This is a genomic window from Microbacterium sp. Se63.02b, from assembly GCF_014171575.1.
Classification (GTDB): Bacteria; Actinomycetota; Actinomycetes; order Actinomycetales; family Microbacteriaceae; genus Microbacterium.
In genome coordinates this window covers 616,025-632,416 of sequence record NZ_CP050453.1, presented here as the reverse complement: position 1 = coordinate 632,416, position 16,392 = coordinate 616,025, and the positions used below count along the sequence as shown (strand labels likewise).

Sequence of the window (16,392 nt, the reverse complement as noted above, 5' to 3'; positions counted from 1 at the left end):
GCTCAGCGGACGGGCGTCCATGTGTCTCCTTCGATGAGTGGCAGCTGAACCGTGACCTGGCGCCCCGCTTGCACGAAGATGCCTCGGCCGTCCGGGAAGTCGGTGCGCTTGACCTTGGGGAACGGGACCTTGAAGATCGCGTCGCCGTCGAACGCGTCCGGCTTGAGGATGATGCCCTTGCGACCGGCCTTGAAGTCTCCGATGAAACCGAAACCGCTCGTCACCTGCGTGACGTCGGCGTCGCCCACCAGCAGGTGATCGCTGCGGTTGATGGCCTGGAAGAGCGCCTTCATCTCGCGCTCCGCCGGTCCGTCGGCGAACTGGGGCACATCCTCCACGACGATGAGCATCCGCACCGGGACGCTCTCGTCGACCGCGATCTCGGCGATCTCCTTCGCCAGCTCCTTCGCGTCCTCCGGCGTCACGGCGCTCCGCGTCCAGTCGACGTAACCCTTGAGCTGTGCGCGGCGTCCGCCGAAGTGGAAGAGCTTGACCTCGGGGTCGAGGCGACGCATCGACGCGATGATCCCCTTGAGCGCGGTCGTCTTGCCCGACAGTGGCGGCCCGGCCACCACGAACGTGCCGACGGGATCGAACTCCCGGGGCGCCAGCGTGTCTTCCGCGACACCGAGCACCGGGAACTCCCCGATGCGGTCGGGGAGGTCGCGCGCCGACAACCGCGTCGGCAGGGCGCCGATCTCGGCGACCTCCCGCGCACCGCCGGCGCGCAGCTGCTCCGCGAGTCGGTCGAGGAGCTTCGTCTGTTCGGCCACGTTGGGCGTGCCGCCCAGCGTCGCGATCTGCGTCTCAAGGCCGTCGACGATCGCGCGACCGGGGGCCGAACGCTCATCGAGCACGTCCTTGGGGGCGTTCAGCATCGCGTAGCCCGACTCGTCGGCGAGACGCAGGACGACGCGGCGCGAGACGTTCGCGCTGACCGCGGTGGGCACCGAACCCGAACGGTCGGCGCTGGCGACGACGTGCACGCCGAGCGGGCGTCCTTCGCCGAGGATGCGCATGAACGTCTGGTAGAACGGCATCCGCGCGGTGGTGGACTCCCACTCGCCGCGGAACTGCGGGAACCCGTCGATCAGCAGCAGGATGCGCGACTCGGCCTTCCCCGTGATCTCCCGATACTCGGTGAGGCTCGACGCGTTCGCCGCGCTGAAGCGCTTTCCGCGGTCGTCGAGCACGCGGGCGAGGGAGCGCAGGATGCGCTGCACGCGCTCCGCATCGTCGCCGGAGATGATCGACCCGACGTGCGGGAGGACCTCGAGGCTCTTGAGCGAACCGGAGCCGAAGTCGAGCCCGTACACCTCGACGTTCGACCGGGCCCCGTCGAAGCCCGCCGCGATCGCCAGGGTGCGCAGCACCGTGGACTTGCCCGAACCGCTCGTGCCGTACACGAGCAGCGAGCCGTCCTTGTCGGGGTGGAAGTACGCCGGCTCCTGCAGCTGACGCTCGGGGACGTCCATCTTGCCGAGGAGGATGCGTCCGTCGCCGTGGATCGGGAGATCGCGGATGTCGACGGCGCGCTCCAGATCGTCGAGCCACGGCCGACGAGGTGCGGGGATGGCGGCCTGGGCGGCGGCGGAGACCAGCGTGGCGACGATGCGCTTCTGGTCGTTCGGGCCGAGATCCTCGTCGTGCGAGTCCGACTCCGGTGCCTGCTCTGCCTCCCAGGTCTGGATCGATCCGAACCGCAGCTCCGCCACGCGCACCTCGGCGACCTGGGCCTCGTCGCTCGTCCACCCACCGGCGTACGCCGACTGGAAGGGCACGAGTCGGCCGGGGCCGGTCTTCGCGATGCCGCGTCCGGGGAGGGAGGGCGGGAACGACGCCGCCACGGGGTCGTCGACGACGTCTTTCGAGTCCGACTCATCGGCCATCCGCAGAGCCACTCGGAGGTTGGTGTTGGCACGCAGGTTGTCTTTGATGACACCGGCGGGGCGCTGCGTGGCCATGATGAGGTGGATACCGAGGGAGCGGCCTCGCTGTGCGATGTCGACGACACCGTCGACGAACTCCGGGACCTCTCCGGCGAGCGCGGCGAACTCGTCGATCACGAGGACCAGGGCCGGCGGCGTCTCGGGGTCGCGGCGCTTCTCGAGCTCGAGCAGGTCCTTGGCCTTCTTCCGGTTGAAGAGGTGCTCGCGGTGGTGCAGCTCGGCGCGCAGGCTCGTCAGGGCTCGCCGCACCAGGTGCGGGCTCAGGTCGGTGACCAGACCCACGGTGTGCGGCAGGTCGACGCAGTCCGCGAACGCGGAGCCGCCCTTGTAGTCGACGAACAGGAACGTCACGCGGTCAGGGCTGTGCGCAGCGGCCATGCCCAGCACCCACGCCTGCAGGAACTCGCTCTTGCCCGCGCCCGTGGTCCCGCCGACGAGGGCGTGGGGGCCCTGGGTGCGCAGGTCGAGCGTCATGGCGTCGGTCTGCGACTGTCCGATGATGGCGCGCAGGTTCCCGGCCTTCTTGAGCCGCGACTGCGGGCTGCCGGAGCGGTCGATGATCGTGTTGTTCTGACGCCAGCGGTCGATCACCGCGTTCGGGTCCTCGGCGACCTCGGATCCGACCAGCGAGAGGAAGCCCACCGAGTTCGGGATGTCTGACGAGTCTTCGATGACCGTGCTGGAGTCCACGACCGGCGCCAGGCGCTTGGCGAGCATCGTCATGTACGCGTGCGACACGCCTTCGACCTGCACGTCGCGGTAGCCCACGCCGCTGCGGACGGTGCCGACGACGGCGTGGTCGAGCCCGGCAGTCACATCGACGAACGTGCGGCAGGCTGCGGGCAGCGCGGCGACGACCGGGGCGACGAACAGCCCGTAGACGCCCACGTCGGCGCCGCGCTCGAGGATCTGCGTGAGCCGGGCACGGTCGACAGGCGCATCGTTCGTGACGATCACGAGGATCGCGGTCTGCCCGGGGAACGTCGCATCCTCGGCCGCACGCTTCACATCGGTGCCGAACAGCATCGGGTCCCAGTCGTCGCCGTACGGCGGGCGCTGTGACTTCGCCTCACGCGACCGCCTCAGCACGATCTCCTCGAGACCGCTCAGGAGGGCGGCGCCCGTCGACGCGGAATCGGCGAGCGACACGTCCTGAACGGGCTGCGCTCGCTGGAAGTGTGCGGGAGCCACTTGAGCCAGTCGAGCTCGTTCGCCCACCCCGGCTCGGTGAGCGCGACGGTGACGAGCTCATTCGGCGAGTGCATCCCGAAGAGCTGCACCGCGATCCCGCGCAGGGCATCGCTCGCGAGCGAGGTGGGTCCGGCCACGCCGATCGACCCGACGCTCTGCAGGGACTCGAGGATCGGCACATCCGCGATCATCTTGTAGCGCTCTTCGAGGCGGTCGACGCGCTCCACGTACTCGACGAGCGCCTCCGGGGTCTCGGTGCGTTTGATCCTCGTGCGCGACTCGTCCTCGCACACGCCGAGGCGCAACGCGAGGAAGTTCCAGTGCTCCGGCCGTCGCGTCCACAGCAGCGGGCCGAGTCGCATCGCCTCGTCGAACACCACGGCGACGGCCGGCACCTCGTTGTGGCGCACCTCCCGCTCCTGAGGGTGCGCGTGATAGAGCTTCTCCTCCAGCCGCTCGAACTGCTCCTCGAACGACTCCTCCTCTTTGCGCAGCCGCTGGCCGAGGTTGGTCTTCTGCGAGATGAAGTTGCCGAACATCATCAGCGGCGACATGAAGATGATGAGCAGCGACCGCGGGTTGCCGCTCATCGCGAAGATCGCGAGTCCGAGCAGGATCGGCGCCACGAGCATCGGCCAGGGGAAGAGGCGCTGGACCTGGTCCCTCGGATACCGCGGCTCGTCGAGCTCCTGCCCGCTGAAGCGCTCCTCGACGCGTGGGCTGCGGTTGAACATCAGCGCACCGCCGCGCTCGAGCACGGGGTCGCCGCTGGCCGAGCCGTCGAAGTCGCTCACCATGTGCACGACGAACTCGCAGTCGCCGAGCGCGAAGCTCTGCCCGGGGATCACGCGGAGGCGCTGCACGAGGCCGCCGTCGACGAGGATGCCGTTCGCGGAGTTCAGATCGACGAGCTCGACGAAGGTCGCGGCGACCTCGATCCGCGCGTGGCGCTTGGACACCAGCGGATCGGCGATCGTGATGTCGTTCGCCGCATCGCGCCCGATCAGGAAATGGCCGACCGGCAGCGGGAACTCCTGGCCCATCGCGGGGCCGGACACGACGCGGAGGACCGCGGCAGGACGCGCGCCCACGGTGCCCGTCGATGCCCTGTTCGGTCCGACGTTGATCACCTCGGCGAGGAAGCCGGACCCGATCGGGGCGTCCCCGACGAGGAGGTCGGGGTTGAGCATCGTGAGCTGCTCGCTGGTCGGCGGGGCCACGGAGAGCGTGAGCACATCGTCCGGACCCGCGGCGATGCTGCGGGTGGGGTCGGTCGTGGCGATCTGCCGCGCGACATCGGCGACGGTCGCCGTCGAGTCCGCCGTCACGACGACGTCGGTCAGGGGGCTACGGGTCGACGCAGGGTCAGCTTGACTCTCATCGCTCGTCCTCACCGCGCCGGTGGCGCATCACACTGATCGGGGTCATACCCATTCCACCTTCAGGGAGCGGTCGCCGAAGCGCACCGTGTCGCCGATCTGCAACTCTGCGGGATGCCCGGCGGGCAGCGCCGTCTCGGATCCGCCTCGCACGATCGCGCTGCCGTTGGTCGATGCGCGATCGACCACGAGCACTCCGCGCCGCGTGGGCATCACCGCGATGTGCGTCTTGGACACCGAGCGGGTGTCGTCGACGACCGGCACCAGGTGCGCGGCGCCTTCGCCGGCGGCGGCACTCGGCGATCGCCCGAGCAGCGTGGTCCCGCGCACCTCGATGCGCTCGCCCGTGTCGAGGACGAGGATCGCGCGTACGCCTGCCGGGGCGGCAAGGAGTGCCTCGCTCTGCGGATCGACGGGCGCCGGAGCGGGATCCTGAGCCGCAGGAGCCGCAGACGACGCCGGAACCGCGGGGGCCGGAGTCGCGGGAGCGGGAGCGGGAGCCGGGGCCGCGGGAGCCTGAACGGGAGCCGGGGCCGCGGGAGCCTGAACGGGAGCGGGGGCCGCGGGAGCCTGAACGGGAGCGGGAATCGGAGCGGGAGCCGGGGACGGGACCGCGGGAGCCGGCGGCGCGAAGGATGCGGGCGCCGGGGCTCCTGTGGCCAGTGACGGCGGCACGGAAGAGACCATCGAGCCCGGCGCCGGGGTCTCCGGCTGCTCGGTCGCGGGTCCTGACGTGGCGCGGTGCGCGCCGATCACACCACCGGAGAAGCGTGCACTGGGGACGTACTCTGCCGGGGCGTCGCGGTGCACCGGGGTGGCCAGCGACGGCAGCGGCGCCTTCTCCTCGTGCTCCGGGGTCTTCACACGCTTGCGCGCGATGCGCATGCGCTTCGAGTCGTACGGGTTGAGTCCGCCGCGCACGTCGACGAACCAGGTCGCAGCCGCGAGGTCGAGCCATCCGCGCCCGCGCCGCTCGATGTCGAAGAGGGGCGAGAGCATGATCACCAGCACCGGGCCGATGACCGGAACGATCAGCGAGGCGTAGGCGACGAGGTACCGCACCACCGCCCCGCGCCAGAATCCTGGCCGCTCCAGGGTACGGACGTTGACCGACCGGATGCCGCAGACCGCCTTGCCGAGCGTGACGCCCTTGCGCCCGTGCAGCACGAGCTGGACCACGACGTACGCGATCATCAGGCCCTGCGAGGCCGCGACCGCGACGATGATCCACACGAGGTCGCCGCGCGCGAAGAACTCCGCGGGGTCGAACCGCCCCGACGCCACCTGCGCGAGCACCGGGGTCAGCGCGATGATCGCCGGCAGCGCGATGAGCACGGCCACCGTCCACTCCAGCAGCGCCGCGAGAACGCGTGCACCGCGACCCGCCGGTCGCAGTCCGAGCGCCGCCGCATAGGCGGGATCAGGGCGTCCCTGCGCGTCGAGGCCTTCGATCTCGGGAGCGCCGTCGTCGATCTCCCAGATCACTCCTGCTCTCCCTCGACATCGTCGACGGAGTGCGGGGTGTCGAGCAGCGGCAGGTCGTTCTTGCCGACGAGGCGCGAGGCGATGACATGCTCGACCAGGCGTGCGCGGCGGTTCGTCGCGAAGCTGCGCTGCCCGCCGCGCATACCGGGCACGCCGATCCGGTCGAACTTGTCGCAGACGTTGTCGAGCTTGCGGTTGAAGCGGGTGACCGTCCATCCCAGCCGCTCCGCCGCCTTCGCCGAGGTCGGGATCTCGCTCATGCCCGTGCCGTCCCTGCGCAGCTGCGGCTCGGCGAGCGCGAGGATGAGCAGCTTCTGGCTGAGCGTGAGGGGGACGTCGCCGATCGTGGATGCGCCCCCGTCATCGTGCTCGCGTCTCGTGGCCCGGAACGTGGGCTCGGCCGCGTGCAGCGTGAGCTCATAGGTCGTCGGCCCCGCGCTGAACACGATCGTGGTCTTCTCGAACACCAGGGGCAGCCGAGCTCCCGGTGCGAGCCAGGCCTGCACACCGCCGGCCGAGTCGGTCACGGTCGCGGTGAGCCGGGTGCCCACGTTCGACAGCCACCACAGGCCGTCGGCGTCGGTGATCTCGAGGAAGTGCCGGTGCAGGAACAGGTTGTCGTCGAGCTCGAGGTCGCCCTCCCGCCCCACGATGAACCGGCCGCCTCGACGCACGGGGAAGTACTCCCCGGCGAACTCGACGGTCACCCCACCCGCACCACCGGCATCGCTCACTCCACGCACCCCGTACGGTCTCGGACGCCCGACCGTCGTCGCGGCGCAGCATCACGTCGATGCAGACGGTCCCGGTAGCCGCGGGGACCGTCGCGGTCGTCTCCGGCGTCTGCTGCGGATCGATCTCGCCCGACACCTTGACCTCGGTCCAGATGAAGGAGTCCCCCTCGAGCGGACTCGGATTCGTCCACGTGAAGACGACGCGGTCCCCCTGGCGGGTACCGGAGAGCTCGGTGACCTTCGGCACGACATCCGTGCCGACATCCTTCGGATCGACCGCCTGGGCCGTCTCCTCCGGTTCGGGCTCGACTCCGGCCACCAGCAGGTTCATCCCGATGATCCCGCCGACCACCAGCACGACCGCTGCCGCGGCGAGCGTGATCCACAGGCCCCTGCGGCTGCGCGGCTCGCGCGGGGGCTCCGGTGCCGCGGGGGCTCCGGCGGGCGCGAGCGCCGGCGCCGCCGCATCGGGTGCGACGACCATCGGCGCGCGCGCGATCGTCCGATCGTCGGCACTCGGCGGAAGGACGGGCGCCGGCACGGGCGCTGGTGCCCGCAGCTGCGTCTGCTCGACGGTCGACTCGTCGGGCACCGGCGCATCGAAGCGCGGCACTCCCGAGAGCGGCGCTGGCGCCTCCTTCCGCTGCGTCGTCGCCGACGGCCGGGTGAAGGATGCCACATCAGGGTCGATGCTGACGATCTCCCGCACCCGGGTGAGACCGTCGCCGTCGTCCTCCAGGTCTTCTGCCGGTGGATGATCGTCGACGATGTCGATCGGCGTGACCGAGTGCGAGAGCTCGATCTGCACCTTCTGCAGAGCGCGCGCGAAGGCCACGGCGCTCGGGAAGCGATCGTCGGGGTTCTTCGCCATCGACCGTTCGAGCAGGCGCTGCAGGCTCTCGGGGAATCCGGCCGCTTCAGCGACGGCAGCGCGGCGCGCTCGATGCGTTCGATGAGATCGGCGCTCGAGTTCCGCTCGCCCTGCCGCTCGAACGGGGAGCGACCGGCCAGCAGCGTGTAGAGCGTGGCTCCGAGCGCCCAGACGTCGGTGCGAGGACCGCTCTGCGGCGGCTCGGCGAACGACTCTTCGGGCGGGGACCACGGGATCGACATCCCGGAGGCCTCGCCCGTCGCCCCCGTCGTCGAGGCGATCCCGAAGTCTGTGAGCGCCGGCCGGTTGTACTCCGTGACGAGGATGTTCGCCGGCTTGATGTCGCGGTGCAGCACCCCGGCGCGGTGGGCGGTCTCGACCGCACCGGCGACCTGGATGCCGACGCGCAGGGCCTCGGCCACCGAGAAGGGCTCCTTGCGGGAGCGGATCTGGAGGTTCGGGCGCGGGCAGTACTCCATGACGAGGTACGGGCGGCCATCGCCCGCGACGCCCGCCTGGTAGATCGTGACGATCGCCGGGTGCGTCGACAGCATCGCCATGACGTTGGCCTCGTCGGCGAACTCCTGCGCCGCGCTGCTGGAGATGCGGTCGGCGAGGAGCACCTTCACCGCGACCCTTCGGCGGGGCATCTCCTGCTCGTACAGGAAGACGTCGGCGAAGCCACCGGTCCCCAGCGGCTCCACGTACGTGAAGCCGGGCAGATCGGGCGGCGGTGAGGGGCGACGACTCACGGCAGGTCCTCGAACGCGACGGTCACTCCGTCGCCGAGGTCCACCACATCGCCGGAGAGGACGAGCGTCTGCTCGCCGGGGTGCAGCCGGACCGGGTCGGCGCCGGGGCGGAGCAGGGTGGACCCGTTCGTCGTGTGCAGGTCGATGACCACGACGGTGTCGCCCCGGGCCTGACCTCGAGGTGACTGCGCGAGATGTCCTGCTGCGGGCTCTCGACCGCGATCAGGTGCGGCAGGTTCGCTCCGCTCGCGCGTGTCGAACGCGGGCGGCGTCCGATGATCACCGTGCGGTCGAGCGCCGCCACCTGACCGGTGGAGAGGCGGATGCGTCCCACCGATGCCGCGGTCGGCGGCGTCACGTCGAGCACGGCGGTCGCGACATCGTCGGCGGACGGGGGCTGCTGGCGCAGCGCACGGAGTTCGGCCGCCGAGACCGTCGCCCCGTCGTGGTCGCCCTCGGTGGTGAGAGGAACCACCGGAACGGGCGGAGCAGCCGGTGCGGCAGCGGCACCGGCGGAATGCACGGTCGCGCCCCACAGCTGATCGAAGTCTTCGTCGACGGGAGGAGCGAGCGTCACCTCGGTCGGGGGCAGGAACGCGTCTTCGATCACCGGCGTCGGCTCGGGCTGCGGCTCGGGTTCAGGCTCCGGCTCCGGCTCGGGTTCCGGCTCGGGCTCGGGCTCCGGCTGCGGCTCGGGTTCCGGCTGCGGCTCGGGTTGTGCGTCGGCGGTGGCGGTGGCGGGCACGGACGCGGCGTCCGCCGCCCCCACGACAGGTGCCGGGCCCAGGGCGGCGGTGAGCGGCTCCGCGTCGCTCGGCTCGAGCTCGGCACTCACAGCGGCCGCCCGCACGATGCCGCTCTGCACCGGGAGCGCGTCGGCGGCGGTGACCGTCTCGACCACGATCTCGATCGTCGACGCATCGCTCAGGAAGCGCTCGTTCCACGTCGTGACCTCGGCGCCCGAGAGCTCGAGCGCCTCCGCGGCACACGTCACGTGCGCGGTGACCTGCCCGCGCAGGGCGATCCGCACGTCGGCGCCTTCGGCCACCGCGGCGACGAACGACGGCAGCGACGTGAACGAGCCGCCGGCGTGCGTGGTGAGCACGTCGACGACCGTCGCGAGGGTCTTCTCCGCCGGCATCCGCTCCCACAGGCGTGCCACGACCTCACCGGGGACATCCGGCGGCAGGGCGACGAGCGCACCGGGGATGACGATCAGGTACCAGTCACCCGGTCGGTAGTTGGTCTGCATCAGCGAACCCCTCCTGCTGCGGCTTCCCGTGGACGCGTGTCCAGGTCGATGTCGGCGTCGTCGGTCGCCAGCAGAGTGCCGGGACGCGAGGCCACCGAGACGGCATCGACGACGATCACGGTGATGTTGTCCCTGCCCCCTGCGGCGACGGCATCCGCCGTCAGTGCGTCGACCACGAGCTGCGGATCGGGCTCGGTCGCCAGCACCTCGCGGATGCGGGCGTCGGGCACCTCCGATGTGAGGCCGTCCGAGCACACGAGGATCCGGTCGCCGAGCTCGGCGGGGAACATCCAGTAGTCGGCGTCTCCGGTGCTGCTCGCCCCGATCGCTCGGGTGATGATGTTGCGGCGGCGATCGGAGACCGCCTCCTCGGGGGTGAGCTCACCCGACTCGATGAGCTCCTGGACGACCGAGTGATCGACGCTGATCTGCTCCAGCTCGCCGTCGGCGAACCGATACGTGCGGGAGTCGCCGATGTTGACCGTGAGCCAGTAGCCCATCCCGTCGACCGAGGCGATGACGACACCGCTGAGCGTCGTGCCGGCGCGGCCGTTCCCGGATGTGGACAGCTCCTCGACGCTCGCCCTGGCGAGGGTCAGCGCATGGCGGACGTCGTCGAGCTCGAGCGCGGGGCGACCGATGTACCGTGCGAACTCGGTGATCACCGCGGCGCTCGCGCGCTCGCCGGCCTCGTGCCCGCCCATCCCGTCGGCGACGAGGAACACCGGCGCAGAGGCGAGATGCGCGTCTTCGTTCAGCGCGCGCCGGAGGCCCGGATGCGTCGCCGCCGCGGTGGTCACCACCAGCCCGGCCCTCACGCGTAGCCGCCGATCGTCACGATGCGGTCGCCGATCTCGATCGCATCACCGAGACGGATCGGCACGCGTTGACCGGCCGGGCACGCGATGCGTTGTCCGTCGCGCACGATGGTCATGCCGTTCGTGGAGTGACGATCCCGTACCCACCCGCCGGAGGTCTCTGCTGCGGCCTCGAAGTGCGTCTTGGAGAGCGAGAGCGTCTCGTCACGCACGGGCACGAGCGTCGCTCCCTCCTCTGGCGCGGGGTTGCGGCCGAAGATCGTGCGGCGAGACACCGAGACGCGTGTCCCGTCGTCCCAGGTGAACACCAGCCGGTGTCCGGGAACGCTGATCCGCGTGTCCTCCAGATCGTCCTCCTCGACGGAGACGAACGCGACGGGCGCCGGCGCTGCTGCGGGTGCGGGTGCGGGTGCCGACGCTGCGGCGGGGGCCGGAGGTGCGGGAGGTTCCGCCGCTGCGGGAGCGGGTGCGGCCGGTGCCGCCGCGGGCTCGGGCACGGACGGTGCCGGCGGTGCCGCGACGGCGGGCTCCGGCCGCTGCTGCACGGTCGCATCGAGTTCCGGCTCCACGACCGGTGCGGGGCGCGCAGGCGCGTCCTGGGTGACCCCGGGGACGAAGGCGATCAGCGAACCGGCGTCGGCCACCGGGGCTGCGGGTGCCGCAGGCCGCGGCGGAACGTACGCCGGCACCGCGGCGGAAGGAGCAGCGGGGGCCGCGGCGGTCGGCGGAAGACCGGGGATCGCCGGGGCCGGAGATGCCGCCGGAGCCGGATGACCGGCGCCCGGGGCGAGGGGTGCGGCGGGGATCGACGTCGTGGGGGCGGGCGGGATCGCCGCCGCAGCGGCGGATGCCGGCGCGGCGGACGCCGACACCCGTGCATCGAGCATCAGCGAACCGGCGACCTTGTCGTGCCACCCCTGGAAGCGGCCGGAACCGTCGAAGAGCGGGCTGAAGTAGCCGACGACCACCGCGGCGGCGAGGCCGAAGATGATGTTCCGCAGCAGAGCCCGCCCGAATCCGAGCGGCTTCCCCTCCGCCGCGGAGACGAGCCGCAGACCTTGCGCCCGCATCCCGATCGAGCCGCTGCCCGCCTGCATGATCGTGTAGACGACGAACCAGCCGAGGAGCACGAGGCTCACCACCGGGCCGCCGATCAGGAGGATCCCGAGCATCTTCTCGGCGCTGCCGGAGAGGGAGGCGGCGACCAGCAGTCCGCCGCCGAGCACGATCGCGAGGCCCCCGGCGATCAGGGCATCGATGATGTACGCGACCGCGCGACGGGAGATCGGCGCGATCTGATCGAGCGCGGGCTGCGTCATGGGGTCTCACTCTCGGAGGACGGGGGCGTCGTGCTGCTCTTGATGGTGCCAGGTTCGCGCCGCACGCGCGCGGTCGCGGCATCCTTCAGGTTCTGCAGACCGTGCGAGATGGCGGTTCCGCCGATCAGGGAACGAAGGCTCAGCCGTGCCTTGACGCGCTTCCAGAAGCCGGCCTCCTTGCCGAGGCCGCCCACGATCTCGTCGACCTCGTGCCAGAACGACTCCACGTCCTGCGGGGTCGGTTCGGCCGGTCCGAACACCTCGGCGTCGGCACGGTCGGCGAGCGCCGTGACCTGCGGCACCGTCAGCGCGGAGGCCACGACAGCCGCTTCCTCCGTGCGCGTGCCACCCGGCGCGAGGCGTGCGCCGTAGTCGATCGCACGGTCGGTCAACTCGTCCCAGCCGCCGCTGATGCGGTCGGAGGCGCGCGCAGCCGCACGGCGCGAACGCCGCTTCGCCGCCTTCCATGCGCCGATCACGATGAACGGCGAGGCGAGCACGGCGATCACGGCGAGCGTGATGCCGCCGATCAGGAGGATCGCCCCGATGATGCCGGCGAGATTCAGGCTCTCATCCTCGGACTCGCGGTCGTCGGGGAGCGTGGGCGGCAGGTCGACGGGCTCCTGCGGCGGGGCGGCGGCTGCAGGACCTGCGGCTTCGGGTCGACGCGCGGCTTCGTGTTCTGGTCGTTGGGCACCTGGTCCTCGGGCGGGGTCGGATTGAAGGTCACCCATCCGACGCCCTCGAAGTTGACCTCGACCCACGCGTGCACGTTGTCGCCGGTGGCGGCGAACACCGCCTCACCCGCCTGCTCCTCGTCGGGGTAGTAGCCCATGACCACCCGCGCGGGGATGTCGAGCTGCCCCGCCAGCAGAGCCATCGCCACGGCGTACTGCTCGTCGTCGCCGATCATCTGCTCGGCGCCGACGAGCGTCGAGATGCGCTCGGCGGTGTGCCCCGCACGCGACAGCACCTCGCCCTCGAGGCCGTGACTGAAGAAGCCGCCCTCCGAGAGGAGGTTCTCCAGCGCCCTGACCTGCTCGATCGGGGTCTCGGCATCGGTCACGGTCTCGGCCGCGAGCGAGGTGAGCTCTTCCGGCACGTTGCTCGGCTTCGGCATCGTGACCTTGCCGAACGGCACCTCGGCGAGCTGTTCGTCATCGGGGACGGCGGGCATCACGGCATCGACCACGTACTCGTCGCCGGCACCCAGCTTCGGCGTGGCGACCGCCGTGCCCGTCACGGTGTTCACGAACGTCCCGCGGCGCAGGTCTTCGGCGCGGTCGCCCTCGAAGTGGATCTCCGACAGCTCTCCGGCCGTCGGCATCCACACGCCGCGATACCCGTCGATCGCGAACTTCAGCGTCACGGGGACACCTTCGGCCTCCGGCGCCATGTTCGAGCGCAACGGGGCGAACGCGCTCGACGACGTGGGACCGCCGTCGGTGACGTTGTAGACCATCCCGTCGAACTGGTCCATCACGGCCGTCCGGATGCGGGCGTCCTTGGGCAGGCCCTGCACCGTGAACAGCGTCTTGTCGGCCTCGTCGCGCACGTTCTTGCGGAACGCCTGCAGGGGACTCGGATAGTCGCGGATGTCGAACGGCGGGATGATCACGTCGCGGAACACGTGCCGCGGTTGCGCCGGGGTCGCGATCGCACTGGCGGCGACACCGGTGCCTGCCGCGACGGCGAGCACCGCGACGCCCGCGAGCAGACGGCGCGTGCGCATGTGGGCCCCACGGGAGGGGTCGACCTCGCTGACCGACACGGCCATGTTCTGCGGCGCCCAGAGCTGGCGCAGCGCGAGCCACGACATGCTCACCACAGCGAACACGAGGCCCTGGACCAGCGGGAAAGCGGGCTCGGGGTGCCGAGCGCGATGACGAGCATGAGCAGCACGCCGGCGGGGAGCAGCGCCCATGCGACCTGCGGCAGGCGCAGCGCGAGCGACGCGGTGAGCACGGATGCCACGAGCGCCAGCAGGAACGGGACGACGAGGTGTCCGTCGGCGGCCGCGACCGGCGCGACCGTGGTGAGCATCTGCTTCCAGGCGGTCACGGTGCCGACCGCGAGCTTCTGCAGGGTGTCCAGCGTCGGGATGACCCCGAGGATCGTCGTCTGCGGCAGGGCCAGCGCCCCGCCGAACACGAAGTAGGCGGCGACCGTGAGCCCGGCGATGATCAGGATGCCCCACCGGCGCCATGCGGCGACGGCCGCGATCGCGAGTCCGAGCACGAGGCCGCCGATCACGGCCGGGAGGAACGACCCACCGGCGAACGTCGGCCAGAACCCCACGAGCGCGGTGACGACCAGGAGGGCGGACGCTCCCAGATCGAGGATCCAGCGGCGGAGCGGCAGAACGCCGGATGCGGTGGCGGACCCGGTCATGCGAGCACCTTCTGCAGAGCGAGGGGGATCTGTTCGAGAGCGCCGACCGTGACGACATCGGCGTCGCCGATCCGCCGGAGCGCCGGGGCTTTCGCCGACGTGTCGGCGACGACGGCGAGGACCTTGGCGCCGAAGGGGAGCCGGGAGCAGGCGAGACGGAGATCGTCCGAGGGCACGCGGGATCCGCAGACGAGCACGACGACGCTCGCGAGCGGCATCGTGGCCGAGACGATGCCGGCGAGGTCGGCGATGCCGCCCTCCCTCGCCTTGCTGTTCTCCACGGCCGAGAGCGAGTCGAGGAGCTGCTTGCCCGTGCCGGCCGGCAGCTCGCGCCCCTGCACGCGCACGTCGACGCGCTGGGAGTCGCGGAGCGCGCGGAGACCGATCGACCCGGCGGCCGAGATCCCGAGCTCGAAGTCGTCGGCGGTGGCGTAGTCGGCGACCGAGCGCGAGAGGCCGATCACGAAGTGCGACCGGCGGGTCTCCTCGTATTGACGGACCATCATCGTGCCGGTGCGCGCCGTCGAACGCCAGTGCACATGACGCAGGTCGTCACCGGGCTGGTACTCGAGCAGGGCGTGGAAGGACACGTCGTCGCGGGACAGATCCGCCGCCGGCAGCCCTTCCAGGTCGCGCAGGTAACCGAGCGACTGTCCGTCGAACAGCACGGTGCGCGGGTGCACGAACAGGTCGACAGGATCGTCACGCCGGTGCGCCCGTTCGAAGAGCCCGAGCGGGTCTCCGCGCACCACGCTCACCGGACCCACCTTGACCACACCGCGCTTCTGCGTGGGAATGGCGAAGAGCTCCTCCGCCTCCTCCCCCGGTGCGAGCCGCTGGATCCCGAACTCTCCTCGGCCCGAGCCGACCGGGAGCACCACACGAGACGGCAGGATCGCCCTGCTGCCGCGGTTGGCGAGGGTGAGCGCACCGACCGCGCGCTCGCCGACGACCACCCGGGTGCGGGCGAGGTCGAGCGAGACGTCGTACGCGGTGCGCCCGATCAGGAACAGCGCGCACACCGCGACCGCGACCGCGATCACGACGGCCGCGACCGTGAACTCCGACCATCCGGCGATCTGCCCGAGCACCCAGAACCCGATCGCGAGAGCCATCAGCACCCACGCGAGCGGACGGATCGCCGCGGTGATCTTGCGGAGGCGCACCAGGGCACGCGCACCGAGGACGGCCGCGACATCACGCCAGCCGGCGTCGCGTTCCGTCTGCGGCGGCGACGCCGGAAGGGCCTCCGCGGTCATCAGGCCGCCGCTCGGGCCTGCGGAGCGGCGACGCCGTCGAGCACGCGGGCGATCACGGTGTCGCTGGTCGTGCCGGCGAACTCCGCCTCGGCGTCGAGCAGCAGACGGTGCTGCCACACCGGACGGGCGAGGGCCTTGATGTCGTCGGGGAGCACGAAGTGACGCCCCTGCGCCGCGGCCCACACCTTGGCGATGCGGATCATCGCGATCGCCCCACGCACCGAGACACCGAGTCGGATCGCCGAGTCCTCACGCGTCGCCTCGGCGAGTTCGGCGACGTAGCGGAGCACGGCGGGCTCCACGTGGACGGACGCGGCGAGGTCGGCCATATCGGCGACGGCGCTCGTCGTGATGATCGCCGAGAGACCGGCGGACGGGTTGCGGTCGGACGCACCGGCCAGGATGCTCTCGGTCACCGCGAGGTCGGGGTAGCCGATCGAGGTCTTGATCAGGAAGCGGTCGAGCTGGGCTTCGGGGAGCTTGTAGGTACCGGCCTGCTCGATGGGGTTCTGCGTCGCGATCACGAGGAACGGACGCCCGGCCTCGTGCGTGACGCCGTCGACGGTCACGCGCGACTCCTCCATGACCTCCAGCAGCGCCGACTGGGTCTTGGGCGATGCGCGGTTGATCTCGTCGGCCAGCACGATAGACGCGAAGATCGGGCCCTTGTGGAACTCGAACCGGTGCGACTGCTGGTCGTAGATCGTCACACCGGTGACGTCGGACGGGAGCAGGTCGGGGGTGAACTGGATGCGCGCGCTGGTGCCCTGGACGGTCGCCGCGAGCGCCTTGGCGAGGCTCGTCTTCCCCGTGCCTGGTGCATCCTCCAGGAGCACATGGCCCTCGGCGAGCATCGACGCCAGCACGAGGCCGACGATCTCCTGCTTGCCCTGCACGGCCTTGTCGACGTTCTCGACCAGTCGCTGGAAGGTGCCCTGGAACCAGGCCGCCTGCTCGGGGGTCATTGTCATGAGTGTGTCGTTCCTTCGTGT

The 16,392-nt window shown here is 71.1% G+C and carries 13 protein-coding genes; all 13 read right to left on the bottom strand.

The annotated features are described in order from the left end of the window. Window positions 1-2: 2 nt before the first annotated feature. The gene (locus tag G4G29_RS03105) at window positions 3-3,140 is read right to left on the bottom strand and encodes an FtsK/SpoIIIE domain-containing protein (protein WP_244632358.1); all 3,138 of its coding nucleotides are present in this window, start codon (window positions 3,138-3,140) and stop codon (window positions 3-5) included. Beyond that, window positions 3,056-4,468 carry an FHA domain-containing protein gene (locus tag G4G29_RS21165; protein WP_244632357.1) on the bottom strand — a complete coding sequence of 471 codons (1,413 nt, stop codon included), beginning with the start codon at window positions 4,466-4,468 and terminating at the stop codon, window positions 3,056-3,058. The genes G4G29_RS03105 and G4G29_RS21165 overlap by 85 nt, the downstream gene beginning before the upstream one ends. Before the next feature lie 96 nt (window positions 4,469-4,564). After that, complete coding sequence (locus G4G29_RS03100) at window positions 4,565-6,004, bottom strand: RDD family protein (protein WP_183151826.1); 1,440 nt, start codon at window positions 6,002-6,004, stop codon at window positions 4,565-4,567. Continuing rightward, the gene (locus G4G29_RS03095; protein ID WP_183151825.1) at window positions 6,001-6,738 is read right to left on the bottom strand and encodes a hypothetical protein; all 738 of its coding nucleotides are present in this window, start codon (window positions 6,736-6,738) and stop codon (window positions 6,001-6,003) included. The genes G4G29_RS03100 and G4G29_RS03095 overlap by 4 nt, the downstream gene beginning before the upstream one ends. Window positions 6,739-7,065: 327 nt before the next feature. Continuing rightward, window positions 7,066-8,361, bottom strand: a complete 1,296-nt coding sequence (locus G4G29_RS03090) for a serine/threonine-protein kinase (RefSeq protein WP_345941146.1) — start codon at window positions 8,359-8,361, stop codon at window positions 7,066-7,068. Window positions 8,362-8,383: 22 nt separating this feature from the next. Then, window positions 8,384-9,613: a hypothetical protein gene (locus G4G29_RS03085; RefSeq protein ID WP_183151824.1), complete on the bottom strand. Its 1,230-nt coding sequence runs from the start codon at window positions 9,611-9,613 to the stop codon at window positions 8,384-8,386. Then, window positions 9,613-10,416, bottom strand: a complete 804-nt coding sequence (locus tag G4G29_RS03080; RefSeq protein ID WP_244632356.1) for a protein phosphatase 2C domain-containing protein — start codon at window positions 10,414-10,416, stop codon at window positions 9,613-9,615. Before G4G29_RS03080 ends, G4G29_RS03085 begins: the two co-directional genes overlap by 1 nt. An 11-nt stretch (window positions 10,417-10,427) precedes the next feature. After that, a complete protein-coding gene (locus tag G4G29_RS03075; protein ID WP_183151822.1) occupies window positions 10,428-11,750 on the bottom strand; it encodes an RDD family protein in 1,323 nt (440 codons plus the stop codon). Continuing rightward, window positions 11,747-12,259, bottom strand: coding sequence for a hypothetical protein (locus G4G29_RS21160; protein WP_244632355.1), 513 nt, complete (start codon window positions 12,257-12,259; stop codon window positions 11,747-11,749). The genes G4G29_RS03075 and G4G29_RS21160 overlap by 4 nt, the downstream gene beginning before the upstream one ends. 53 nt (window positions 12,260-12,312) lie before the next feature. Further along, the gene (locus tag G4G29_RS21155; protein ID WP_244632354.1) at window positions 12,313-13,587 is read right to left on the bottom strand and encodes a transglutaminase-like domain-containing protein; all 1,275 of its coding nucleotides are present in this window, start codon (window positions 13,585-13,587) and stop codon (window positions 12,313-12,315) included. Then, window positions 13,572-14,141, bottom strand: coding sequence for a hypothetical protein (locus tag G4G29_RS21150; RefSeq protein WP_244632353.1), 570 nt, complete (start codon window positions 14,139-14,141; stop codon window positions 13,572-13,574). Before G4G29_RS21150 ends, G4G29_RS21155 begins: the two co-directional genes overlap by 16 nt. Next, complete coding sequence (locus G4G29_RS03065) at window positions 14,138-15,400, bottom strand: DUF58 domain-containing protein (RefSeq protein WP_183151821.1); 1,263 nt, start codon at window positions 15,398-15,400, stop codon at window positions 14,138-14,140. The genes G4G29_RS21150 and G4G29_RS03065 overlap by 4 nt, the downstream gene beginning before the upstream one ends. Next, entirely contained in the window at window positions 15,400-16,371 is a 972-nt protein-coding gene (locus G4G29_RS03060) for a MoxR family ATPase (RefSeq protein ID WP_183151820.1), read from the bottom strand. Before G4G29_RS03060 ends, G4G29_RS03065 begins: the two co-directional genes overlap by 1 nt. Window positions 16,372-16,392 lie beyond the last annotated feature (21 nt).

What these genes read in the sequence shown, in the direction of transcription:
- G4G29_RS03085 (WP_183151824.1), bottom strand. Translation starts at nt 9,613, where the DNA reads ATGCAGACCAACTACCGACCGGGTGACTGGTACCTGATCGTCATCCCC.
- G4G29_RS03075 (WP_183151822.1), bottom strand. Translation starts at nt 11,750, where the DNA reads ATGACGCAGCCCGCGCTCGATCAGATCGCGCCGATCTCCCGTCGCGCG.
- G4G29_RS21150 (WP_244632353.1), bottom strand. Translation starts at nt 14,141, where the DNA reads ATGACCGGGTCCGCCACCGCATCCGGCGTTCTGCCGCTCCGCCGCTGG.
- G4G29_RS03065 (WP_183151821.1), bottom strand. Translation starts at nt 15,400, where the DNA reads ATGACCGCGGAGGCCCTTCCGGCGTCGCCGCCGCAGACGGAACGCGAC.
- G4G29_RS03060 (WP_183151820.1), bottom strand. Translation starts at nt 16,371, where the DNA reads ATGACAATGACCCCCGAGCAGGCGGCCTGGTTCCAGGGCACCTTCCAG.